The organism is Actinopolyspora biskrensis (assembly GCF_013408175.1).
Classification (GTDB): domain Bacteria; phylum Actinomycetota; class Actinomycetes; order Mycobacteriales; family Pseudonocardiaceae; genus Actinopolyspora; species Actinopolyspora biskrensis.
In genome coordinates, this window is record NZ_JACBYW010000006.1 from 23130 (window position 1) to 44260 (window position 21131).

Genomic DNA, 21131 nt, shown 5'->3' on the forward strand with positions numbered 1-21131 from the left:
ACACTCTCTCGAACGGTCCGAAGAGTGTCGTTGGGCTGCGGCACGTCGACTCCTTCGATCGGATCACCGCTGACTGTATCCGGATAAGCACATAGTGGATAAACGACTCTCCCCGATTCCTCCCCTTGCGCTCCCCCGTGCTCTCCCTCCCACCGGAACGCGACAACGCCCATAGTCAACAGCGCAGTGATCAACAACAGCGATACGTACGTCCCCGGACCCGCACATACGCGCACACAAGGGCGAGGAAACGTGACCGAAAGACTGGACCGGATCGACGCACTTCACAGTGTCGTATTCGTCGTGCTGTCCAACCCATCGACTGCGAGCCGCGCCGACCGGCGCCCGCTGTCCGCCGAGCCGACTCGCACCGCTCGTCGCGTGCGCAGCTACATCGGCAAGGGGGCACGCGATGCTCGCTGAGCCGGCGCTGTGGCTGTTGGTATGTGCCGCACTCGTACTCGTGTGGTCACCCGTCGTCGCCGACCTGGCCGACGAGTTCCGTAACTTCCCGCCCCCGCACTCCCGGCGACGGCAGCGCCAGGCACGCCGCAACGCCGACGCGACCCGGTCCCACGTAGCGGGACCGCCCCCCGGGATCACGGCTGTGCGCGAGCACTCGCCGAGTCCCTACTACGCCCACGCGGGTACTCGGCGAGCCATCACCGGCAGCGGGCACACCCCCGACCCTGTGCCCGCTGCCGGTCACCACGTCTGACAGAAAGGTCCTGCCCCGGTGACTGTCCTCCTCGCTCGACAACGTGCCGACCTCGCCCGCGGCGGCGAGCCACCCGCCGTACACGCGTATCGCCTGCCCGACAACGCCGACACGCCCGACACGCTCACGGCCGCGTGCGGGCACGAGCTCAAACCCGGCGAAGGTGAACAGATGAGCGCCTCCACCGGCGCGCCGTGCACACCCTGTCTGCTCGCTGTCGCGACGCAGGTACCGGCGACCGCGTCACGACAGCCCGACGTACCCACCGTCGCCGTCGACCCGGCCGGAGGCTACGCGGCCGGGTTGCGCGGCGAGCAGGTATGCCACTTCGTACCGGATCACCGAATCACGGGCCAGCTCGACGGCCGCAGCGTCGTACAGACCGTGTGCGGCTGCCTGGCGTGGGGGCCGCTGCACACACCTCCCGAGGAATGGCCGGTGTGCGAGGAATGTACCGGGATCAAGCAGCCGTGAGACAGGAGCGCCCGCGCACCGGGTTCCGCCTGGCCTGGCGAGGTGAGCTCGGTGCCGACGCCGTCCCCACCCAGCGCCACCTTGAGCCGATCCTTGAGGCGCTGGACGAGATCGAAACCGCGCTCCACACACAATCGCTCCCCTCTCCGTCGTGGGAGTGGAGCCCGATCAGTCCGGAGCTTCTCGACCGAGTTCGCTCCGGTCTGTGGGACCTGTAGGCAAAGGAACGCGAGCATGGTCACTCGATCCCCACACGAGCGCCCGGCCGAACGGCGCGGTCGGCTACTGCGGTCAGTCCGACGGCGGGCAGACCGGACCGTGCGTGTTCTGCGGCCACGACCAGCAGCACACCGGCCGCTGCCCGCAGTATCGGCTACGCCTCGACGATCAACCGGTGAGGCAATGATCGCCCTCGTCGCGCTGTAATCACACGCTCGGGTGCCGTCGACGTGAGGCGCACCCGCGCTGGGCAGGGACGCGACACGGCGTCTGCGCGTCCCTGTCCGGCTTCGATTGTCAGACGCCGCAGGTATCAAGGGGAAGTTATGGCCAGTGTCGACGAGATCCGCGCCGCGCTGTCGGCCGCGAAAGAGACGTTACCGGCGGGGCCGATCGAACAAGCCCGGCTCGACTTCGAGCAGGTCACGAGCAGGATCACGCAAGTTACGCAGGGCAGCGCAAACGCTGAGATCGCCGAAGCGGCCGGGCAGGCGCAACAGGGTAACGAGCTCATGACGCAGGCACACGGGCTGATCATGCAACTCGAGCAAGCGCTCGACTCGTACGCGAGCAGGTTGTAACGCGTATGTCCGTCGGCGACGTCGTCGAGCGGCTTCGGCAAGCCCGTGAGCAGATCCCGAGCTCGCGGCTCGCCGAAGCCGCCGACACGATCGACCAGATCCGGTACACCCTCGCCGAGCTCGGCAGCGAGCAAGACGACGCGGTCGAGGCGTACGCCTGCGCCGAGCGAATCGCCGAGCTCGTCGAACAAGCGCGCCAGGTCGACGCGACCGTACGAGGCAAGATCGAGACGTATCTTGCGCAGATCGGCGGCTCGTCCGGCACGTCCGAACCGGCCGCGCCTACGGTGATCTCGACGGGTTCCGACTCGACGAGCTCCGGCACGTCCGAGCCGACAAGTGAGTTCGTCGCCGACGACAGCTCGCGCTACCCGATCGAAGCGCAGTGGGCACGTCCGTTGCTCGAGCCTCGCGTCGTAGTTGGCAGCGGACGCCCAACGATCGGACAAGCCAAGATCAACGGGCGTCATATCGGCGAGATGCGTTCCGGCCGCGATGGCTTGAGCGAGCGTGTCGACGAGCGGGTGCGAGCTGTCGGGATTCGCACGCGTCGTCAGCTAGGCAACCACGTCGAGATGAAGCTAGCCTCGTTGCTCATCGACAGTCAGGCACGACACGGCGAGATAGTGATCAACAACGCACCATGCGGAACCGAGCCCGGCGCCTTCGCCGGGTGTGACCAGCACCTCGAGCGGTTCCTACCATCCGGATACTCGCTCACGGTGTACGGCACCACTGCACAGGGTAGAAAGTTCGCACAGACCTATCACGGGAAGGCGTCATCATGACTACCGTTGAAACCGTCCTGTCACGCGAAGGCTTCGACGTTGCCGAGCTGCCCGGCGACTTCGATCTTGTTGCCGAGCTGCGTCGTGTCAACGAGCAGCACGGGCACCGGGGGGCGCCGTGCTGGTTCCTGTACCGCCGTGACGAGTTCCCCGGCTTGACAGTGGGTGTGCATGGCGAGCGGGGCGCGTTGTACTGGGATGATCTCGACGCGCCCGCGATCCCAGCGCACGGGACGAACGCCGAACACGTCGACTACTTCACGGGCGGCGTGCATCACTACACGTTTCCGCCGAGCGCCGAACTGCCGCTTGAGCACGTGTTCAGCGCCGTCGCCGAGTTCGTACGCACCGGACAGCGTCCGACCTGCGTGGAGTGGAACGAGCACAACGCATGAGTGTCGCTACCGAACTACTGCACGACGGCGACGGCAACGTGCACGAGCTACCCGCCGACTTCGACGTGGTCGGCTTCGTGCGCGACGCGGTCGCCACGAATAGCGGGGGTGAGCGTGGTGTCTGTACCTCGATATCGCTGACCGGCACGCGCCGAGTCTGACGTTCCCGTCCTGCAACCCGTCGTGTTGGCCGACGGGAGCGGGGCCGTGCTCACCCAACGGTGGGTGCCAGCCGAACTACGACTAGTCAGGGAGCACCGTGTTCGTCCGCCGCGCCTACATCCGCGAACCGGACCGCCCCGCCCAGCGCGGGCAGTGGCCCTTCGCGGTGCCGTGCGTGAGCCAGCTCGCCGACGAGGGGTTGCGGTTCACCGCCCCGGTGACGTTCCTCGTCGGCGACAACGGCTCGGGTAAATCCACGCTCGTGGAAGCCATCGCGGAAGGCTTCAAGCTGGACGCCTACGGCGGGCGGCTCGCCGCGAAGCGGGGGCGCCCGAATCCGCAGCGGACCCCGCTGGGGGACGTGCTGACGCTGGAAACCACAGCGGCAGGCTCGCGAATGCTGGGCGGCCCCCGCTCACACAAACACGGGTTCTTCCTACGAGCTGAGACCGCGTTCAACCTGACCGAAAACCTCGGCGGGGTACCGGGCTATTGGGACGCCGACACGGCATCGATGAGCCACGGCGAAGGATTCCTGACGATCTTCTCCGAGATGATGTCGAAACCGGGCTTCTACGTCATGGACGAGCGCGACCACGCCGACGAGCGTGGAGCAGACAACGAGTCGGTCGCTGCTCCACGGAGCCCGCGTGGAGCAAAACGGCGCCACACGTCGCTGTACCTCGTTACGGACAATGGCGACGAAAACGCCGGTTGACCTGTAATAAAGGTCGTTTACGCCATACGTCGCTACCCCGATTCACCCCTTGTAGCTACGTCCTAGCCAGTGCGGGTTCGAATCCCGCCGGCCTCACTCTCCCGCCGGAGCACCGGTGCCCGCCGGTCCACAGGGTTCACCACTGCGGCGCGCCGTGAGCGGCTGTGGACTCCTCCGCGCGGGCCCCGCTCCGCTCTTCGCCTGCGCTCCCCCTCAGTGGACGGTGTTCCTGCCACTGCGCGACGAGTCGTCGCCACGCGGTGACCGCGGTAGCGCGGACGGCGGGGTGTCCGAGGAGATGACGCACCCACCGTGCGATGTGGACGAGTTGTTCGTACCGCCGGTGTCCGGCGCGAGTTCCCGCGACGTAACCGATGGCTCCGATGAGTGCGACGCGGATCATACGACCTCCGTGGTCGGGTGATGTTCAGACCTCTCCCCGGCGATCCGCGTCAGCCACGCGTGGAAGGAACCCGTCCGCGTGCGCCAGGCGAGCACCTCACCGGGGTCGGTGGGCAGGTGGCGCAGGAGCTCGGTGACCCCGTGCGGGGTGTACCCGATGGTGCAACTTCCGTGGTGGTCCTCGTCAGGAGGAACCTCGCACAGCAGCTTTCCCGGGTGGCCCCACGTTTCCCCGGTGTGACGGGAAGCGAGCGCTCGGGCGGGACGCGAGCCGGGTTCAACGATGACGGGACGGTCCCAGCGGTGCAGGTACGCGAACTGCAGGCAACGTCGATAGGTCATTATCCTGGACGCCTCCGGATCCGGTTCGTCTGCGGATTCGATCACCCGGAACGGGATTTTCCGTTCCTCGGCCGCCTCACGGGCTTCTCGCTCGTCCGGGGAATCGCGGTGGCGAGCGAACAGAACCCCGTCTATGTCACCGTACGGGAAGGCCAGCTCTTCTTCGGTCTCTTCGACGACTCGCCGGACGAAATCCGGCCCTACGATCTCGGAGAAGTGCTCTGTCATGGTCCGCGTCTCCAGCCCCAGTTCCCGCCAGCAGAGGAGGTAATTGCGAATGCGGTCCTGCCAGGTTATGTCGTAGGGAACTCCGGCAGGCCGAGGAAAGCGGTGATGCCAACGGAATCCGGGCAAACAGAGCGTGTTTCCTCCCCTCCTCCGGAACTTCTCGTGCACGTACCACTCGTTGCACGAGTAACCGCGCAACCGCGGGTGAAGCCCCGGCCAGGCGGCACTTCTGCAGGCGAAGGCCCCCAACCCCTGCATGGGGACGGGAAAAGGCCCTTCCGCCGGATCGACTCCCCGTGCGTCGAGTTCCCACCACGAGTAGGCACCACCGGACCAGACTTCGGCGCAGTGGGTGGCAGCGACTTCACCGCCACCGGGGTCCAGCACCGGCCCCTGAACGAGGTCCCGAGTTCCCGGGTGGTCACGGAAGTGAGCCAACACGGCGTCAGGTGCACCCGCCGGAAGCAGCACGTGGCTGTCCAGCACCATGACGACCTCGGCGGCTGCGAACCGGAAAGCCATGCCGCACACCGCTGTGGATCGGAGCGTCGCGACAGGAACGTAGTACACGTTCGGAATCCACGAGGCCAGGTCGCGAAGAGCGACGGCCTCTTCCCCGAAAGGATGGTTGTCCAGTATCAGGATCTGGGTGGACCCCATGAGATGCGCGTGATGCAACCGCAGTGAAGCTATCGTGAACCAGGTCCCGTCGAAGTCGTTCAGCGTGGGAATGGCGATGGTGAGTTCGGCGGAACCACGCACGGGAAGCGGACTCACCCGGGGAATCGTGTTCGCACCGTGATCCTGGGGAGTCAGGACCGCTTGCAATTCAGCACTGGGCCAGCGCGCGACATCGATGTCTTCGGACACGCCCATTCACCTCGATACGGGACGTGGAGGCTGCCGGACACTCGTCCGAACAAATCGGACACGTTTATTTTTGCTCGTCGGACCACCACAGAAAACAGGGTTCGACCAAGGCCACACGATGGTGTGAGCATCCTTGTGCTTTCTCTCCGCGCACATTGATGCTGACCGTGCGAATTGAGCGATAAACCTCTTCGTGAAATTATGTCGCGCACGTCGATTTGATTACCTTGCTGGCGGAACACCATTCCGAGTGATCGGACTTTCCCGATCGGGAGGGAAATCCATGTCGGCACCGCCGCCCACCGGGTCACCAACACCACCGCCCACCGGGTCACCAACACCACCGCCCACCGGGTCACCAACACCACCGCCCACCGGGTCACCAACACCACCGCCCACCGGATCGCCAACACCACCGCCCACCGGGTCACCAACACCACCGCCGACAGTGTGTCCACCGGTGGTGACGACGACGGGGGCGACCGCGGGCGGTGCTACGACGACAACGGGAAAACCACCCCCGAAACCGCCGTACGACAATCTCGGCGACGCGGTGAAAGATCTGGTCGGACTGCTGGTGGAGTCGCTCCGCTACATCGGTGCCTGCCGGCTCGGCAACATTCTCGCCACGATCCTCCAAGGGGTTGCCGCGCTCCTGAACGCGCTGGGGTGCGCGGTGGGGCGTGGACTCAACTGCCGCAAGGAATGCGGGGAGCAGTGCAGTGGTGCCTGTCGAGACCGTCCCTCCGAGGAAGCGGATCGGCGGGCGGAGACGACCGGCGACCGTGATCGAAACGCACCGCGGAGGTGAGACGTGCGCCCGGACAGGCGTGTTCTTCTCGCGTCGGCTCCGACGGTGAGCAGGGAGGGTGCGCTGGCTGCGGCGGAGCGCCTCGCCGCCGCGGCGCATCTGACCGGCAGTCTGGAGTACTTGTTCGGTGGTCGTGGCAGTCGCTCGGACGGACTCGACGCCGGAGCTCGGGAGGCCGCTTCCACCGGTCGTGGACCGACGTGGCCGCGGAAGCTCGGGGAACGAACCTCCACCGAGGGACTGCACTCCGTACGGGTCCTCGCGGCGGCGGTGTTGGTCGCCCCGAGCGCGGGGTGGCAGCGGACCCTCGCGAACGTGCTGGTCACCGGTTGCGCGTGCTGGCTGCACCGCCGCCGTCGGTACGGGACCGACGGCGCGGATCAGATGTCCGCGCTGGTGCAGGCGAGCTGTGCGCTCGCCCGAGCAGGCCACCGTGATCCGCGCCTGGTGGACGCGTGCCTGTTGTTTCAGGCGACGCAAGCCACTATGGCCTATGTCGTGTCGGGCTGTGCCAAGCTCGCAGGCCCGACGTGGCGCCGGGGAACCGCGCTGGAAGGCATCCTGCGTACCCGTGTCTACGGCGACCGGCACGCGTTCGCGTGGTGCCGTCGCCATCCGCGGACCGCACGCTGGGTGGCGCGGAGCACGGCGATCGCGGAATGCGGGTTCCTCGGGGTATTCGTCCGGCGGGGAAGGTGGGCCCCCGCGATAGTCGCGCTCGCGTGCGCGTTCCACGCGGCCACGGCACGGGTGATGGGCTTGGGACGCTTCTGGTGGGCGTTCACCGCCACCTACCCGGCCGTGCTGTACGTGGCGCGCGCGGAACGACGGGGTGATGTCCTGTGCACGGCGTAGGTCCACGGGTTGCGCGCATCGCGGTCCGGTGGGCACTGGCGACGTGGACGGGGCTGATTCTGCTCGGCCACCACCGCCGGTTCCACTGGATTCGCGGCATGGACCCGACGGGGGTGCTGCTGCCGGACTGGTGCTTCTTCGCTCCGGAACCGGCTCAGCACGATTACCGCCTGCTGTATCGCGTGGTCGACATTCGCGGTGCCGTGTCCGCTTGGCGATGGGAGTCCGGCATCGCCGAACGGCGCTGGTATCACGCGTTGTGGTGCCCGCAACGGCGCTCGGACAAGGCGCTGTTCGACGCGTGCGCGGAGTTCCTCGAGGAGACCGCCGCCGAACCGCGCCGAGCGGTGCGCGCACCGGCCCACACGGCGCTGCGGGAGCTTACCCGGGATCGCGTCCGCCACCACGAGGACCTCCGCACGCAGGCGTTCCAGTTCGCACTCGTGCGCTGCCCGGGCTACGCCGAACTCGAGCCGGAGTTCCTGTACCTGTCACACCTGTGCGTCCTGCGGCGGGGCACCGACGGTTCCCCGGAGGCGCGCTCGATTCCCTGACGGAGGTGCCGATGTACGACGAGGTCGCGATCGTGGTGCCCTGGCGTCGTTCCGCGCCGGAACGATCGGACAACCTGTGCCGCGTGGTGGACCACTTCGCGCGGACGCTGCCGGGGTGTCCGCTGTACCTGAGCGACGATCCCGGTTACGCGGTGTTCAATCGCTCCGCCTCCCGCAACCGGGGGGTCCGCGCCGCGCACGCGCACGGCTTCGCCACGGCCGTCGTCTGCGACGCGGACATCCTCATCGAGCCCGAGGCCCTGTACGCCGCCCTGGCGTGCTGCCAGCAGGAGCACCGGCTGCAGCTGCCCTACACCCGGTGCCTGTTGTGCGACTCGTCGGGACGGACGCTGTACGAGTACCCCGATTCCGTTGGCGGGGCCTGGGTCATCCCCTGCGCCGCCTACCTGCGGGTCTGGGGATGTGATCCGCACTTCCTCGGGTGGGGCTACGAGGACACCGCCTTCTGGCGCGTCTGCGACACCCTGCTCGGCACCAGGCGGCACGAGGGAAGCGTGCGGCACTTGTGGCACCCCCCGTGCGCGACGCAGCAACCGGGCCGTCCCGAGATGGAGCGTGCGCTGCGACGCGGTCAGCGCTACGCCGACGCGCACGGCGATCCCGAGGCCATCCGGTGCGTCCGCTCCACCGCGGAACCCTAGTTCAGTCCCCCGCCCACCCCGGCAACAGCCACTGCTGCCCGTCGGCGTCCGTTTTCATCCGCACCACCAGGTACTTCGAGTCGCGCTGGGGCTGCATGACCCCCGGCGCGGAATCGTTCAGAATCAACCAACGGTTCCGCGCGGTCGCCGATCGCTCCCGGGTCCACAGCTGACTGTCGTCCCCGCGCTGACACGTCTTCAGCACCACGTAGGTGACCCCCTTCGTCGCTTCCGCCGCCAAGCAACCTCGCCTATCCTGCTGAATCTGATAGTATCCCGGATAATTATTTTGACTGATGAATCTCCACTCGGTGCCGGATTTTTCTTCGTCGTGGGTCAGCTCGGCCCTCTTCGAGGAGGCCTGCCGGGAAGCCGGCCACCATCCACCGTCGTCCGATCCGTCGTCACCGCCGCCTCCACCTCCCGGATTGACCACGAAGCGACCCGACTGCGCGTGCGCGATCGTGGTTTTCTGATTCTGCTCGGCCGGAGCGGGAGCGGCCGAAACGGCACCGGGGAGACTCGCCGCGGCCAGTGCACCGACCGCGCCTGCCATGACACCTTTCAAGCTCAACATACTCACTCGATCCTTCGAACGGTTCGGCCCGAATTTCACGCGCGGCGGGGAAGGTCACCGGAGACGACGGAGCTGGAACGTTCCGCTCGACGCGATGAGGGAGCCTCGGGACCAGCCCCCTAGCAGGCCCGCCGCGCCGCCTCCCGAGTCAGCTGTTCGGGCCCGAGTACACGATTTCGCAGTTGTCCGGTTTCGTGAGGCGAGCGGATCCGTACCCACCGTCGCCCCCCGTGCGGGCCACGACATCGCGCACGGTCTGTCCACTCCGGACACCCAGGCACACCTTGGTGCCGCCGTCAGGAAGCCCGTAGTTCCACTCCATGAAGTAAACGGTCTTCCCGGTGCCGTTGTTGATGACGGATTTGACCGCGTTGGTGGCAACCGGACGGTACGGACCCGAAGTCACCGGGTCGTAATGGAAGTGCTTCCACGCCTTGTCGTACGCCCACGCCTGCTGCCGCGGCCACCCCCCGGAGGCCTCGTTGTTGAAGTTCTTGCTGTAGAAGAAGCAGTACTTCTTGGGCGGGCACTTGCGCGTGGTCGAATCGGTCTGGAAAGCGATGGGCCCTATGTCCTCGCCCTTCTGAGCGTGGTTACCCGCGGCCGTGGCCGCGGCTGTCCCCGCGGTCATCGCGACCACGGCCGCCGCACCGGCCAGAACCCGACGAATATTTCGCATGTCCTCTCCTCGGTTCTCTCGCGGCCGGGCGATGCATTTCCCGAAAAACAACGCCCGTCGGCCGATCACACAGTAGGAAAGGACGAGCGATCCCCGCAATTCCCTGGAATATTCCACCACCCCGCGGAGGGACGAGGCGATTCGGAATCGCACCAGCACATCCCGGAAATCCCCGACTCGAAAGAAGGAACGACGTCTCATCCGAATACGCGACAGAAGATTTCCGGAGCCGGTTTCTCCGGCGATGAGCACTCGGGGGCCTCCCTTTCCGGACGTCCCGGGGACGAAACGCCGACTTCGGGGCACCACGAACCGAGCGAGATCACCGGCAGGCACGCACGGGCGGGGGGCCGCCCCTGCGGCCCTGACCATCCGCCCCGCTGCGTCCGGTTGCTCCCCGGCGGCCCCGGCGCGCTGTGGTCACCCGCACAAAGCATGGACAATCGCCAGTGTTTGGCAGAAGATCCGGCAGCAGGAAAACACCAACGACGGCGCTCGGGGGAAGTCCGGTGCGAATCCGGCGCTGACCCGCAACGGTGAGCTCGCGTGAGCAAGCCCGAGAACCCGGCGCCGTCGCGGCGCCCTTCCGGAAGCGGACCCGGGGAGGGCGCGGAAAGCTCCACCACCGTCGAGGACTGCGGGGAGGGAGCCCGAGCACGACGCCCGGTCCGGGCGGATACCGGCGTGCCGGGTGCCTTCGCGTGGTCGACAGCGCAGAAAGGCACCCGGGTTGTGCGACACGGCTCAGATTCGAGCGGCTCCTCCGGTCCGAGCGGTTCCGGCGTCCTGGACCACGCCGACCCGCGTTCGCGGGAGAACGCGCCCCTGACGTCCGCCCCGTCCGGAGCGGAGCACCCGACGGCGCTCGGCTCCCCCGAGCGGGAACCGGCCGACGCCCCGCCCCGGTCGGCGCGGGCGAAACAGCGCGGACAGTGTCCCGGCCGGCTCCGCCTTCCGCTGCTGTGCCTGCTGCTCGGGATCGGGTTGCTCGGCTCCGTCGTGTGCGGAGTCGCGCTGGGCCCCACGGGCATCCCCTTCGGCAAAACCGTGGCGCTGCTCCACGAAGCACTGCGCGGAGGGGTCGTCCCCGCCGAGGACGCCGGGCTCTACTACATAGTGTGGGACGTCAGGCTGCCCAGGGTGCTGCTGGCCGCGGTGGTCGGTGCCGGGCTGAGCGCCGTGGGGGTCGCCACCCAGGCCATGGTGCGCAACGCGCTGGCCGACCCGTTCGTGCTCGGGATCTCCTCCGGTGCCTCGGTCGGGGCCAGCGCCGTCGCGCTGTACGGGATCCTCGGCGCGCTGGGGCTGTACGCCCTGTCCACGGCCGCTTTCCTCGGTGCGCTGTGCGCCACCGCGCTCGTCTACGCGATCGCCCGCACCTCGAACGGGCTGGCCCCGCTGCGACTGGTGCTGACCGGAACGGCGATGTCCTACGGGTTCTCCGCCGTCACCACGCTGCTGATCTTCCAGGCGCCGAACGGCAACGCGGCCAAGTCCACCATGTTCTGGCTGCTCGGCAGCCTGGGCGGGGTCACCTGGAGCTCGCTTCCGGTGGCCACGGTGGTGGTCGCCTGTGGACTCTGCTACCTGCTGCTGTCGGCCCGCAAGCTCAACGCCCTGGCCATGGGGGACGAAACCGCCACGACGCTGGGGGTGAACCCCGCGCGCTTCCGCCGCGAGCTGTTCGTGGTCGCCGCCGCGGTGACCGGTGTGCTCGTCGCCGTCAGCGGCGCGGTCGGCTTCGTCGGGCTGATGCTGCCGCACCTGGCGCGGCTGCTCGTCGGGGCCGACCACCGCCGGGTGCTGCTGCTGGCTCCGCTGGCGGGCGCGGTGTTCCTGGTGTGGACGGACCTGCTCGCGCGGACCGTCGCCGCTCCCGAACAGCTCCCGCTCGGTGTGATCACGGCGGCGATCGGTGTTCCGTGCTTCCTGCTGCTGATGCACCGCCGCGGAAACACGCTGGGAGGCCACTGATGGACCTGAGCATGGAAGGGGTCGACGTGTCCGCGGCGGGCGTGCGGCTCGTGCGGGACGTGGACGTGCACGTCGGTTCGGGCGCGCTCGTGGGGCTGGTCGGTCCGAACGGGAGCGGCAAGTCGACCACGCTGCGCTGCGTCTACCGGACCCTGAGCCCCGACCGGGGCGACATCCGGCTCGGAGGCTCGGACATCTCCGCGATGTCCCTGCGGGAGAGCGCCCGCAGGATAGCCGCGCTGACCCAGGAGTCCCAGTCCGAGTTCGACTTCACCGTCACCGAGGTCGTCGAGATGGGACGCACCCCGCACCGCGGGACGGGGCGGGAGGCGAGGAACCACACCCACGTGGAGGCGCTGCGCGCCGTGGGCTGCTCGCACCTGGCGGAACGAAGCGTGCTGTCGCTGTCGGGTGGTGAGAAGCAGCGGGTGCTCATCGCGCGGGCACTCGTGCAGCGGCCGGAGCTGCTCGTGCTGGACGAACCCACGAACCACCTCGACGTCCGGCACCAGCTGGAGGTGCTCTCCCTGGTGCGCCGGCTGGGCATGACGACGCTCACCGCGCTGCACGACCTCAACCTGGCCGCGGCCTGGTGCGACCACGTCTACGTGCTCAGCGACGGGCGCGTCGTGGCGGGTGGCCCTCCCGAGCAGGTGCTGACCCCCGAGGTCGTCGGCGACGTCTTCGGGGTGCGCGCGCACGTCGTCCGCCACCCGGAGACGGACGCCCCGCAGCTGCTGTTCGCCCCGGCCACCGGCTCCGGTGTGACCGAACCGCCGAAAGGATGAGCCCGATCGTGCGCACCCAGCGAAAAACCCTCTTAGGCATCTCCCTGCTGATGTCCGGTGTCCTGCTGCTCGGGGGGTGCGGTGCCAGAGTGGCCACCGCCCCCTCCGGCGACGCCCCGGAACGGTTTCCGGTGACGTTGGACAACTGCGAGCGGCAGCGCACTTTCGACCGGCCGCCCAGGAAGGTCGTCACCAACGACATCGGGATCACCGAGATCATGTTCGCGCTCGGGCTCGAGGACAGGATGGCCGGTTACTTCCTGTCCGACGGGCAGCGCAACGGGGTGCGGAGCTCGCCGTGGTCCGCGAAGTTCGAACGGACACCGCACCTCGGCGAGGAGATCGGCATGGAGGGAGTCCGGGCCGCCGGGGCGGACATGGTGTTCGCGGGCTGGAACTACGGGTTCGGCGAGACGCAGCGCTTCACCCCCGAACGCCTGGAGGAGGCGGGGATCGACTCCTACGTGCTCAGCGAGTCCTGCCGGAGCGGTGTGGAGGACCGGCGCGGCATCATGCCCCCGTTGCGGGCGCTGTACACCGACATCCGCAATCTCGGCGAGTTGTTCGGGGTGCGGGAGCGCGCCGAACGGCTCGTCTCCGAGTACGAGAGCACCATCGCGCAGGCGCGCGAGAGGAACGCGGGGCGGGACAGCCCCAGCGTCTTCCTCTACGACTCGGGTCGGAGCGAACCGGTCACCTCGGGAAACGGCGGGGCGGCCGATCAGATCATCCGCAAGGCGGGCGGGGAGAACGTCTTCCACGGTCTCGACGACAGCTGGACCACGGTCAGCTGGGAGACCGTGCTGCGCGCCGATCCGGACGCCGTGCTGATCAACGACTACGGCGGCAGGAGCGCCGCGGAGAAGATCGAGTTCCTGCGCGAGCACTCCGCCGTTTCCGAGCTCGACGCCGTCCGGGAGGGGAGGTTCTTCACCCTGCCCTACGCTTCCCTGGTCGAAGGGCCTCGCAACGCCTCGGCGGTGCGGGAGCTGGCCCGTTTCCTGGAAGACGTTCCCGCTGATGAATAATTTTCTCCGCTGCGGCCGGCGTGGGGTTCACTCGGCGGAACCTCTCGCGGCGGTGCGAGCTGCTCGGGTGATGATTCCGGCGCTGTCACGCCGAAGAAGCCCGAGCCCACCAACAACCCGAGCAGAAGCCCCCGACGAGGAGCAGGCACCGTCCGGACCGGTACGGCCGTCTCCGCTCACCCCGGACTGCCAAAATGTGGCGCGGGGGCCGCGGACTCGGAGGTGACCATGATCGACACCGGCGAAACGCCCGGCGGGGTGCGACTGCGACCGCCGCATCACCGTGTCGATCGACGCGCCGTTCTCTGGTGGGGCTGCCGAGCGGCCGTGGCGGTCGTCGTGCTGCTGGTCGCGCTGGTGCTGGCCGCGTGGTGGTTCACCTCCGCGCGAGGCGTCCTGCTGCTGACGCTGCTTCCCGTCGGGGTGCTCGGAGCCGGCTACGCGGTGGTCATGCCCTGGTGGCGCTACCGGGTGCACCGCTGGGAGACCACCGATTCCGCCGTCTACACCGCCAGCGGTTGGATCAGCAGGGAATGGCGCGTGGCCCCGATGTCCCGCATCCAGACCGTGGACACGGCCCGGGGGCCGCTGCAACGCGTGTTCGGCCTGTCCACCGTGACCGTGACCACCGCCTCGGCGGCCGGACCGCTCAGCATCGACGGGCTCGACCACGAGGTGGCCTCCGACCTCGCGGAACGACTCACGATGACCACCCAGGCCGTTCCGGGAGACGCCACTTGAACGATCCCCACGCGGAGCCCGCCGCCGAGCACGACGGGCAGCAGCCGGAAGACCCCTTCACCGAGTGGCAGCGCCTGGACATCAGGAGCGTGCTCGCCTCGATGGGCCTGCTCGTCGTACCGATGCTGCCCGTGGCGGGGCTGGTGCTGTTCCCCGCGGACGGCTCGGTCGCGCGTCCGACGGCGGGCCTCGCGCTGGCCCTGGTGGTCTTCGGGATCGGGTCGGCCTGGTGGCGGTGGTTCTTCACCCGCTTCCGGGTCACCGCCGAGCGTTTCGAGCTGCGCCAGGGCAACTTCTCCCGCAGCTTCCACTCGATCCCGCGCGAGCGCATCCGGAGCGTCGACCTGACCGCTCCGGTGGCCCACCGGCTGCTCGGCATCGCGGTGGTCCGGATCGGCACCGGACGGAAGTCCACGAGGGACTCCGAGCTCAGGCTGGACGCCCTGCCCACCGCCCGCGCCGAACGCCTGCGCGAGCAGCTTCTTCGACAGCGGAGCGCTCCCGCGGGCGAGGCGCCCTCCGAGCGGGGACCCGGCGGGGCCGCGGAGGGCACCGACCTGGCGCGGATGCGCCCGAGCTGGTACCTGTACAGCACGCTGACCGCATCGCTGCTTCTGGTCACCTGGGCAGCACTCGGATCGGCGCTGAACACCCTGGGCGATCTGCTTCGGGCGCTCGGGATCACCTCCTGGCTGGTCGACCGGTTGCCCGGAAGCCCGGACTCGGTGCTGGCCGGGCCGTCGCTCTGGATCGGGGTGCTGGTGATCCTGCTGGTGCTGCTGGCCGGTGGCTGGCTCGGTGCCCTGGCGATCTCACTGGAGATGTGGTGGGGGTACCGCCTCTCGGCGGAGAGCGGGAACACGCTGCACGTCCGGCGTGGGCTGTTGACCACGCGGGCCGTGTCCCTCGAGAAACGCAGGCTCCGCGGGATCGAGCTGGCCGAACCGCTGCTGCTCCGGCTCGCCGGGGGCGGCAGGCTCACCGCCGTGGCCACCGGGCTGGGAAGCGGCAGCTCCGGTCGGTCCGACAACAAGGCGCTGCTGCCGCCCGCTCCGCGCCGCGTCGCGGAACGGGTCGGCGCCGGGGTCCTGGAACGCGCCGACGGCTCCGGTGGGCCGGGGAACCTGCGGCGGCATCCGCGCGCGGCGCTGCGCAGGAGGATGACGCGCGCGATGCTCGTCGTTCTCGTACCGGTCGGCGCGTCGGTCGCAGCGCAGCTGCTCGGCCCGCTCCCGTGGTGGAGTTCGCTCGTGGCGGTGCTCCTCGCGGTCCCGGCCGCGTTGTTCGCACTCGACGCCTACCGCAACCTGGGGCACGACCTCCACGACGACCTGCTCGTCACCCGCCACGGAACGGGCGTGCGCAGGACGGTGCTGCTCCAGCGCAACGCGATCATCGGGTGGCGCGTCAAGCAGTCCCCGCTCCAGCGGCTGGCCGGTCTGGTGACCATGAGCGCCACCACCGCAGCGGGGGACGGCCACTACTCGGTCCACGACGTCGATCCCTCCTCCGGATTGGCTTTCGCGGACGAGGCGGTCCCCGGTCTGTTGACCCCGTTCCTGCGCGGTGGTTCCGCCGACGACGGAGCAGAGCGGGAACCGCCCGCCGAGGGCGGCGATTCCGCCGAGCGTTGAGACACCCGCGCATCCGCTTGCCCGGTGGGACGGGCACCTCCCCGCCCCACCGGGTGGACCCGCTTCAGCGCTGCCCGCACTCCCCTTTGATCCTTTTCAGGAAAGCCCGCCACTGCGCGAGTTCCACGGCCAGATGACCGGCGGGACGGTTCTTGCTGTCCCGGACCCCGACCGCGTTTTCCGCGAAACCCACCTCGACGCACTGCCCCTGCCCCTGAGTACGAGTGCTCCGGCGCCATGAAAAGAATTCGGACATCTAGAGTTCTCCTATTCGTGTGCTTATGACGTCCAACGATTCCCGCGGTTCGTGGGCGTACGCGCGTAAATGATCCATCATGGCGTCGTAGTTCGACAGCTCGTTCTCCCCTTCGAGGTACAAACCTCCGGCGTGCGTCTCCAGATAGACGATGTCGGGATCGATCTCGTCCGCGTAACGCAGAATCACGAACGGGCCCACCTGCGCCGGGTGCGCACGGGACTCCAGCGGCATGACCTGCAGCGTGATGTGCGGTCGCCGCGCCAGTTCCAGCAGGTGGCGCAGCTGATCCCGCAGCACTTCCGTCCCACCCACCCTTCTGTGCAACGCGGCCTCGCCGATCACCGCCCACAATTCGAGCGGGTCCCGGCCGGTGACCCTGTTCTGGCGCCGTATCCGCAGTTCCACCCTGCGGCTGATATCCGGCTCGGAAGCCGCGATCAGGGTTTCCCTCGTGATCGCGTAGGCGTACTCCTCCGTCTGCAACAACCCCGGAACCGCTTCGAGTTCGAAAGTGTGAACCGAAGAAGCCTCGGATTCCAACCCGACATAGGTCGCGTACCATTCGGGAAGGACATCGCCGTAGGAATGCCACCAAGCGCGTCTCCTGGCGTCCCTGGCGAGTTCGAGAATCCGGTGCTTGGTGGCTCCGTCCACGCCGTAGAACTCCAGCAGCGCCGCGACGTCGCCGACCGTCGGCGAGCGCTTCGCCGTCTCGAACCGGCCGATCTTGGCCTGGGTGCAGTCGAGGTGCTGCGCGGCCTGCTGCTGGGTGACGTCGCGGGCGGCACGCAATCTCCGTAGCTCAGCCGCGAGTCTGCGTCGCCGGACTGTCGGACTCACTGTCATGTTCCCCAGTCTGCTCACCAGGAAAGCACAACGTAACCGGATTGTTACCCAGCGGACAGCGACATCGGCGCGGACGCCGCCGAACTGCTCGTCCACACCGTACGGAGGATTCGCGAGCGCTCCGGCGGGAACGGATCAGCGTCCCGGGATGTTGCGCAGATTGCTGCGTGCCAACCGGACCATCTTGCCCACACCGCCGCTCAGCACCGTCCGGCTCACGGCCAGCGCGAACCCCTTGACCTGAGCACCGGTTATCTGCGGAGGCAGGGACAACGCGTTGGGGTCGGTCACCACGTCGACCACCGCGGGCCCGGGGTGGGAGAGCGCGTCGTGCAGCCCCACCCGCACCTCCTCCGGCCGCTGAACGCGCACCGAGTACAGCCCCATGGCCCCGGCCAGCGCGGCGAAGTCCACGGGTTCGTGGTCGGTCCCGTGATCGGGCTTGCCGTCCACGAGCATCTCCATCTTGACCATGCCCAGCGAGGCGTTGTTGAACAGCACCACCTTGACCGGCAGGTTCTGCGTGCGCAGCGTCAGCAGCTCACCCAGCAGCATGGAGAGGCCACCGTCACCGGCCATCGCCACCACCTGGCGGTCCCGGTCGGCGAACTGCGCCCCGATCCCGTGCGGAAGGGCGTTGGCCATCGAGCCGTGGATGAACGACCCGATCATCCTCCTGCTTCCGTTCGGGGTGACGTAACGCGCGGACCAGACGTTGCACATCCCCGTGTCCACGGTGAACACCGCGTCCTCGGCCGCCACGTCGTCGAGGACGTCGGCGACGTACTCCGGGTGGATGGGGACCTGCTTGTCCACGTCGCGGGTGTAGGCCTCCACCACCCGTTCCAGGGTGTCGGCGTGTTCGCGCAGCATCCTGTCCAGGAAGTCCCGATCCGTCTTGGTCGTCAGGTGCGGCAGCACGGCCCGGATCGTCTCGGCCACGTCGCCCTGCACCGCGAAATCCAGCGCGGTACGCCGCCCCAGGTGGGACGGTTCGATGTCGACCTGAACCGTGTTGGCCTGGGGCAGGAAGTTGTCGTAGGGGAAGTCCGTGCCGAGCAGCACGACCAGGTCGGCCTTGTGCATCGCCTCGTGGCAGGCGCCGTAGCCGAGCAGCCCGCTCATCCCGACGTCGAAGGGGTTGTCGTACTGGATCCACTCCTTGCCGCGCAGCGCGTGGCCGACGGGGGACTTGAGGGTGTCCGCCAGCCGCATCACCTCGTCGTGCGCCTGCCGCGTTCCGGCGCCGCAGAACAGCATGATCCGCTCCGCGGAGTTGAGGGATTCGGCCAGCGCGCGCACCTGGGACTCGGGGGGCACCACGGTCGGAGGGTCGCTGTGCACGTTCCCCCGTCCGGTGGGATTGACCGTCGTGCGCTCCGCGATGTCCCCCGGCATCACCAGTACCGACACCCCGCGCCGCCCCACCGCCGTCTGCAGTGCGCTGCGCAGCAGCCGCGGCATCTGCTCCGGGTGCGAGAGCACTTCGCAGAGGTGGCTGCACTCGTTGAACATCCGCTCCGGATGCGTTTCCTGGAAGAAGGCGGTGCCGATCTGCTCCGAGGGGATCTGGGAGGCCAGCGCGAGCACCGGGGCACCGCTGCGGTGCGCGTCGAACAGGCCGTTTATCAGGTGCAGATTGCCCGGCCCCGAGCTCCCCGCGCACACGGCCAGCCGCCCGGTGAGCTGGGCCTCGGCCGCGGCGGCGAAGGCCCCCGCCTCCTCGTGCCGCACGTAGACCCACTCGATGCCCGGAGTGCGCCGGACGGCGTCGACTATCGGGTTGAGACTGTCACCCACGATGCCGTAGATCCGCTCCACGCCCGCTTCGACGAGCACCTCGATGAACTGGTCGGCCACTGTCGGCATCGCTGCTCCAACGAAGAGTGTCCACTGCTGGGCGGCGGGAACGCGCCTCCCGGGTGGAGCCCGCCGGGTGCGGCCTCCGCTCGTGACCGTCTCCGCAGTGATCCGTACCCGCAACTCGAGAAAGCGATCGCGGAGGAACCGAGCGAGAACCTCCCACTGCCGAGGGACGTAGCGTAACGATTCAGTCCTGCTTCGCGATCTAGTCGTCGACCACGACAAAAACGATCTTGTGAGGGGTATGGCGGTGAGCGTCCGCGTTTACACTCTGTCCGCTGTAGCGGTGACGATCTCGGCCGTGGCCGGGCTCCTGTTCGGGATGATGATCGCCACGACCGATTTCGACGCGGAACGTGCCGGCTCCACAGCGGAATCCGGAGCGGTGGTGATCTCCGACACCGAGGGATCGCGTCCGTGAGCGAAGCGTCATCGGCTAGCGTCGAGGCATGACCGAACAACTGTCCCCAGGCGATGTCGCCCCCGATTTCACACTGTCCGATGCCGACGGCGGTTCCGTGACGCTGTCGGGCTACCGGGGAAGCCCCGTGGTCGTGTACTTCTACCCGGCCGCGGGCACTCCCGGATGCACCAAGGAGGCCTGTGACTTCAGGGACAGCCTCGCCGACCTGGAAGGGGCCGGATTCGCGGTGCTCGGCATCTCGCCGGACAAGCCCGGCAAGCTCGCCGAGTTCCGCGAATCCGAGGGACTCACCTTCCCGCTGCTCTCCGACCCCGACCACGCGGTCATGAGCGAGTGGGGCGCCTACGGTGAGAAGAACAACTACGGCAAGATCGTGCAGGGCGTGATCCGTTCCACGTTCGTGGTGGACGCGGACGGCAAGATCCAGCAGGCGATGTACAACGTCAAGGCGACCGGTCACGTCGACCGGCTGCGCCGCGAGATCGGAGTCTGACCGGAGTTCGCTCCGGTTCCGGCGGGGCCCGTTCCCGGCGCGGGCCCGACGCTACCCCGCTCGACTCCGTCCGCTCCCGGTGTGGAACCGCGGCGAGCTCCCGCGGGTGTTCCCGCCGAGCGGTCGTCTACGACGACCCGAACGGAAAACCTCGATCAGTCCACGGCCATGTAGATCGCGACCGCGGCGGCGATCACCACGACGGTCCAGCGCAGCCCCGCGGCGGGCAGCCGTTGCGCCACCTTGCCCCCGATCACGCCCCCGAGCAGCGTGGTGGGCACCAGCGCCGCCACCGCGACCCAGTCCACCGGCGCGAGCAGCGCGTAGACCACGACGGTGACCGCGCTGCCGAGCAGGCTCAGCCAGTTCTTCGCGGCGTTGAGCGTGCGCAGCGTCGCATTGGCCGTCAGCACCAGGATCACCACGAAGATGACGCTGCGCGCCCCGCCGAAGTATCCTCCGTAGATCGAGGCCAGGAAGATTCCCGCGGTGAGCAGCACCGTTTTGTCCGGGCCGTGCTGGTCCGGGTTGCCGAGCCACTTCCGGATGCGGTTCTGGAAGGCCATCAGCACGGCCGAGAGCCCCACGAGAGCGGGAACCACCGCGTCGAACACCTCGCCGGGGAGGGTGAGCAGCAGGGCGCATCCGCCGCCGGAGCCGAGCACGGCCGCGATCGAGATCGACAGGAGCCGGCGTCCGTTGGAGACGAGGTCCCGGCGCTGGCTGAGCGCAGCGCCGACGAAACCGGGGGCCTGGGCCACCGAGTTCGTCACGTTGGCGGCCAGCGGCGGCAGTCCCGTGCCGAGCAGCGCGGGAAACACCAGCAACGAGCCACCGCCCGCGACGGCGTTGATGCAGCCGGACACGAGTCCGGCCACGGCGAGCAGTACCGGTTCCAGCCAATCACCAAGCACGGCGGAAACCTAGCTACCCGTCCGGGGGCTTCCCACCTCGGGGAGGGACTTTTCACAGTCGCCCGACGGCGGCACGTGCTTCGCGGCGGACGGCTCGGGGCGATGTCCGTCCCGGCGTTCGAAGCGTTTCCC

At 68.4% G+C, this 21131-nt stretch carries 27 protein-coding genes and 1 riboswitch; of the genes, 19 read left to right on the top strand and 8 right to left on the bottom strand.

The features are described from left to right. Nucleotides 1-252: 252 nt before the first annotated feature. The 8 genes from FHR84_RS15745 to FHR84_RS15780 all read left to right on the top strand — a co-directional run bounded on the left by FHR84_RS15745 (nt 253) and on the right by FHR84_RS15780 (nt 4055). Nucleotides 253-423 carry a hypothetical protein gene (locus FHR84_RS15745; protein ID WP_179536297.1) on the top strand — a complete coding sequence of 57 codons (171 nt, stop codon included), beginning with the start codon at nt 253-255 and terminating at the stop codon, nt 421-423. Further along, entirely contained in the window at nt 413-718 is a 306-nt protein-coding gene (locus tag FHR84_RS15750; protein ID WP_179536298.1) for a hypothetical protein, read from the top strand. Before FHR84_RS15745 ends, FHR84_RS15750 begins: the two co-directional genes overlap by 11 nt. 18 nt (nt 719-736) lie before the next feature. Continuing rightward, nucleotides 737-1192 (top strand): hypothetical protein, encoded by a 456-nt coding sequence (locus FHR84_RS15755; RefSeq protein WP_179536299.1) that lies wholly within the window; start codon nt 737-739, stop codon nt 1190-1192. Nucleotides 1193-1737: 545 nt separating this feature from the next. Further along, complete coding sequence (locus tag FHR84_RS15760; protein ID WP_179536300.1) at nt 1738-1992, top strand: hypothetical protein; 255 nt, start codon at nt 1738-1740, stop codon at nt 1990-1992. Nucleotides 1993-1997: 5 nt separating this feature from the next. After that, entirely contained in the window at nt 1998-2780 is a 783-nt protein-coding gene (locus tag FHR84_RS15765) for a DddA-like double-stranded DNA deaminase toxin (RefSeq protein ID WP_179536301.1), read from the top strand. Then, entirely contained in the window at nt 2777-3175 is a 399-nt protein-coding gene (locus tag FHR84_RS15770; RefSeq protein WP_179536302.1) for an Imm1 family immunity protein, read from the top strand. The genes FHR84_RS15765 and FHR84_RS15770 overlap by 4 nt, the downstream gene beginning before the upstream one ends. Next, nucleotides 3172-3336 (top strand): hypothetical protein, encoded by a 165-nt coding sequence (locus FHR84_RS15775; RefSeq protein ID WP_179536303.1) that lies wholly within the window; start codon nt 3172-3174, stop codon nt 3334-3336. Before FHR84_RS15770 ends, FHR84_RS15775 begins: the two co-directional genes overlap by 4 nt. A 98-nt stretch (nt 3337-3434) precedes the next feature. Beyond that, nucleotides 3435-4055 carry an AAA family ATPase gene (locus FHR84_RS15780; protein ID WP_179536304.1) on the top strand — a complete coding sequence of 207 codons (621 nt, stop codon included), beginning with the start codon at nt 3435-3437 and terminating at the stop codon, nt 4053-4055. Between the two features lie 136 nt (nt 4056-4191). Here the strand turns inward: FHR84_RS15780 and FHR84_RS15785 are convergent, their stop codons facing one another. Together FHR84_RS15785 and FHR84_RS15790 are read right to left on the bottom strand one after the other, a co-directional pair. Further along, nucleotides 4192-4458, bottom strand: a complete 267-nt coding sequence (locus FHR84_RS15785) for a YtxH domain-containing protein (protein WP_179536305.1) — start codon at nt 4456-4458, stop codon at nt 4192-4194. Continuing rightward, the gene (locus FHR84_RS15790; protein ID WP_179536306.1) at nt 4455-5897 is read right to left on the bottom strand and encodes a glycosyltransferase family 2 protein; all 1443 of its coding nucleotides are present in this window, start codon (nt 5895-5897) and stop codon (nt 4455-4457) included. Before FHR84_RS15790 ends, FHR84_RS15785 begins: the two co-directional genes overlap by 4 nt. A 460-nt stretch (nt 5898-6357) precedes the next feature. Here FHR84_RS15790 and FHR84_RS15795 point away from each other — a divergent pair, with 460 nt between their 5' ends. The 4 genes from FHR84_RS15795 to FHR84_RS15810 all read left to right on the top strand — a co-directional run bounded on the left by FHR84_RS15795 (nt 6358) and on the right by FHR84_RS15810 (nt 8779). Next, nucleotides 6358-6708, top strand: coding sequence for a hypothetical protein (locus tag FHR84_RS15795; RefSeq protein ID WP_179536307.1), 351 nt, complete (start codon nt 6358-6360; stop codon nt 6706-6708). A gap of 45 nt (nt 6709-6753) precedes the next feature. Further along, complete coding sequence (locus tag FHR84_RS15800; protein WP_179536308.1) at nt 6754-7563, top strand: hypothetical protein; 810 nt, start codon at nt 6754-6756, stop codon at nt 7561-7563. A 98-nt stretch (nt 7564-7661) separates the two neighbouring features. Beyond that, nucleotides 7662-8117 carry a hypothetical protein gene (locus FHR84_RS15805; RefSeq protein WP_179536309.1) on the top strand — a complete coding sequence of 152 codons (456 nt, stop codon included), beginning with the start codon at nt 7662-7664 and terminating at the stop codon, nt 8115-8117. 11 nt (nt 8118-8128) lie between these two features. Continuing rightward, nucleotides 8129-8779 carry a galactosyltransferase-related protein gene (locus FHR84_RS15810; RefSeq protein WP_179536310.1) on the top strand — a complete coding sequence of 217 codons (651 nt, stop codon included), beginning with the start codon at nt 8129-8131 and terminating at the stop codon, nt 8777-8779. A 1-nt stretch (nt 8780) separates the two neighbouring features. Here the strand turns inward: FHR84_RS15810 and FHR84_RS15815 are convergent, their stop codons facing one another. Further along, nucleotides 8781-9356: a hypothetical protein gene (locus tag FHR84_RS15815; protein WP_179536311.1), complete on the bottom strand. Its 576-nt coding sequence runs from the start codon at nt 9354-9356 to the stop codon at nt 8781-8783. A gap of 148 nt (nt 9357-9504) precedes the next feature. Next, on the bottom strand, nt 9505-10035 hold the full coding sequence (locus tag FHR84_RS15820; RefSeq protein WP_179536312.1) for a hypothetical protein: 531 nt from the start codon (nt 10033-10035) through the stop codon (nt 9505-9507). Between the two features lie 475 nt (nt 10036-10510). Continuing rightward, nucleotides 10511-10621, top strand: a riboswitch (cobalamin riboswitch). 371 nt (nt 10622-10992) lie between these two features. Between FHR84_RS15820 and FHR84_RS15825 the strand changes: the two genes are divergently transcribed. The 5 genes from FHR84_RS15825 to FHR84_RS15845 all read left to right on the top strand — a co-directional run bounded on the left by FHR84_RS15825 (nt 10993) and on the right by FHR84_RS15845 (nt 16200). Beyond that, the gene (locus tag FHR84_RS15825) at nt 10993-12009 is read left to right on the top strand and encodes a FecCD family ABC transporter permease (protein WP_343075314.1); all 1017 of its coding nucleotides are present in this window, start codon (nt 10993-10995) and stop codon (nt 12007-12009) included. Further along, nucleotides 12009-12797 (top strand): ABC transporter ATP-binding protein, encoded by a 789-nt coding sequence (locus tag FHR84_RS15830; protein ID WP_179536314.1) that lies wholly within the window; start codon nt 12009-12011, stop codon nt 12795-12797. Before FHR84_RS15825 ends, FHR84_RS15830 begins: the two co-directional genes overlap by 1 nt. An 8-nt stretch (nt 12798-12805) precedes the next feature. Beyond that, entirely contained in the window at nt 12806-13825 is a 1020-nt protein-coding gene (locus FHR84_RS15835) for an ABC transporter substrate-binding protein (protein WP_179536315.1), read from the top strand. Between the two features lie 228 nt (nt 13826-14053). Then, complete coding sequence (locus FHR84_RS15840; protein ID WP_179536316.1) at nt 14054-14566, top strand: PH domain-containing protein; 513 nt, start codon at nt 14054-14056, stop codon at nt 14564-14566. After that, entirely contained in the window at nt 14563-16200 is a 1638-nt protein-coding gene (locus FHR84_RS15845) for a PH domain-containing protein (RefSeq protein ID WP_179536317.1), read from the top strand. The genes FHR84_RS15840 and FHR84_RS15845 overlap by 4 nt, the downstream gene beginning before the upstream one ends. A gap of 64 nt (nt 16201-16264) precedes the next feature. Here FHR84_RS15845 and FHR84_RS15850 read toward each other — a convergent pair whose 3' ends face one another. From FHR84_RS15850 to FHR84_RS15860, 3 genes are all read right to left on the bottom strand, one after another. After that, nucleotides 16265-16456: a DUF397 domain-containing protein gene (locus FHR84_RS15850; protein WP_179536318.1), complete on the bottom strand. Its 192-nt coding sequence runs from the start codon at nt 16454-16456 to the stop codon at nt 16265-16267. Further along, complete coding sequence (locus FHR84_RS15855) at nt 16457-17305, bottom strand: helix-turn-helix domain-containing protein (protein ID WP_179536319.1); 849 nt, start codon at nt 17303-17305, stop codon at nt 16457-16459. Nucleotides 17306-17440: 135 nt separating this feature from the next. Beyond that, nucleotides 17441-19174: a pyruvate dehydrogenase gene (locus FHR84_RS15860; RefSeq protein WP_179536320.1), complete on the bottom strand. Its 1734-nt coding sequence runs from the start codon at nt 19172-19174 to the stop codon at nt 17441-17443. A gap of 244 nt (nt 19175-19418) precedes the next feature. On the opposite strand from FHR84_RS15860, the gene FHR84_RS15865 reads away from it, so the two are divergent. Together FHR84_RS15865 and bcp are read left to right on the top strand one after the other, a co-directional pair. Beyond that, a complete protein-coding gene (locus FHR84_RS15865) occupies nt 19419-19589 on the top strand; it encodes a hypothetical protein (protein WP_179536278.1) in 171 nt (56 codons plus the stop codon). Between the two features lie 28 nt (nt 19590-19617). Beyond that, complete coding sequence (gene bcp, locus FHR84_RS15870) at nt 19618-20085, top strand: thioredoxin-dependent thiol peroxidase (protein WP_179536321.1); 468 nt, start codon at nt 19618-19620, stop codon at nt 20083-20085. A 155-nt stretch (nt 20086-20240) separates the two neighbouring features. Here the strand turns inward: bcp and FHR84_RS15875 are convergent, their stop codons facing one another. Then, complete coding sequence (locus FHR84_RS15875; protein WP_179536322.1) at nt 20241-20999, bottom strand: TSUP family transporter; 759 nt, start codon at nt 20997-20999, stop codon at nt 20241-20243. Nucleotides 21000-21131 lie beyond the last annotated feature (132 nt).

Bases quoted from the DNA above. Each gene is read 5' to 3' on its own strand.
- FHR84_RS15750 (WP_179536298.1), top strand. From the start codon at position 413: ATGCTCGCTGAGCCGGCGCTGTGGCTGTTGGTATGTGCCGCACTCGTA.
- FHR84_RS15760 (WP_179536300.1), top strand. From the start codon at position 1,738: ATGGCCAGTGTCGACGAGATCCGCGCCGCGCTGTCGGCCGCGAAAGAG.
- FHR84_RS15765 (WP_179536301.1), top strand. From the start codon at position 1,998: ATGTCCGTCGGCGACGTCGTCGAGCGGCTTCGGCAAGCCCGTGAGCAG.
- FHR84_RS15770 (WP_179536302.1), top strand. From the start codon at position 2,777: ATGACTACCGTTGAAACCGTCCTGTCACGCGAAGGCTTCGACGTTGCC.
- FHR84_RS15775 (WP_179536303.1), top strand. From the start codon at position 3,172: ATGAGTGTCGCTACCGAACTACTGCACGACGGCGACGGCAACGTGCAC.
- FHR84_RS15785 (WP_179536305.1), bottom strand. From the start codon at position 4,458: ATGATCCGCGTCGCACTCATCGGAGCCATCGGTTACGTCGCGGGAACT.
- FHR84_RS15805 (WP_179536309.1), top strand. From the start codon at position 7,662: ATGGACCCGACGGGGGTGCTGCTGCCGGACTGGTGCTTCTTCGCTCCG.
- FHR84_RS15810 (WP_179536310.1), top strand. From the start codon at position 8,129: ATGTACGACGAGGTCGCGATCGTGGTGCCCTGGCGTCGTTCCGCGCCG.
- FHR84_RS15815 (WP_179536311.1), bottom strand. From the start codon at position 9,356: ATGTTGAGCTTGAAAGGTGTCATGGCAGGCGCGGTCGGTGCACTGGCC.
- FHR84_RS15820 (WP_179536312.1), bottom strand. From the start codon at position 10,035: ATGCGAAATATTCGTCGGGTTCTGGCCGGTGCGGCGGCCGTGGTCGCG.
- FHR84_RS15830 (WP_179536314.1), top strand. From the start codon at position 12,009: ATGGACCTGAGCATGGAAGGGGTCGACGTGTCCGCGGCGGGCGTGCGG.
- FHR84_RS15840 (WP_179536316.1), top strand. From the start codon at position 14,054: ATGATCGACACCGGCGAAACGCCCGGCGGGGTGCGACTGCGACCGCCG.
- FHR84_RS15850 (WP_179536318.1), bottom strand. From the start codon at position 16,456: ATGTCCGAATTCTTTTCATGGCGCCGGAGCACTCGTACTCAGGGGCAG.
- FHR84_RS15855 (WP_179536319.1), bottom strand. From the start codon at position 17,305: ATGACAGTGAGTCCGACAGTCCGGCGACGCAGACTCGCGGCTGAGCTA.
- FHR84_RS15860 (WP_179536320.1), bottom strand. From the start codon at position 19,174: ATGCCGACAGTGGCCGACCAGTTCATCGAGGTGCTCGTCGAAGCGGGC.
- bcp (WP_179536321.1), top strand. From the start codon at position 19,618: ATGACCGAACAACTGTCCCCAGGCGATGTCGCCCCCGATTTCACACTG.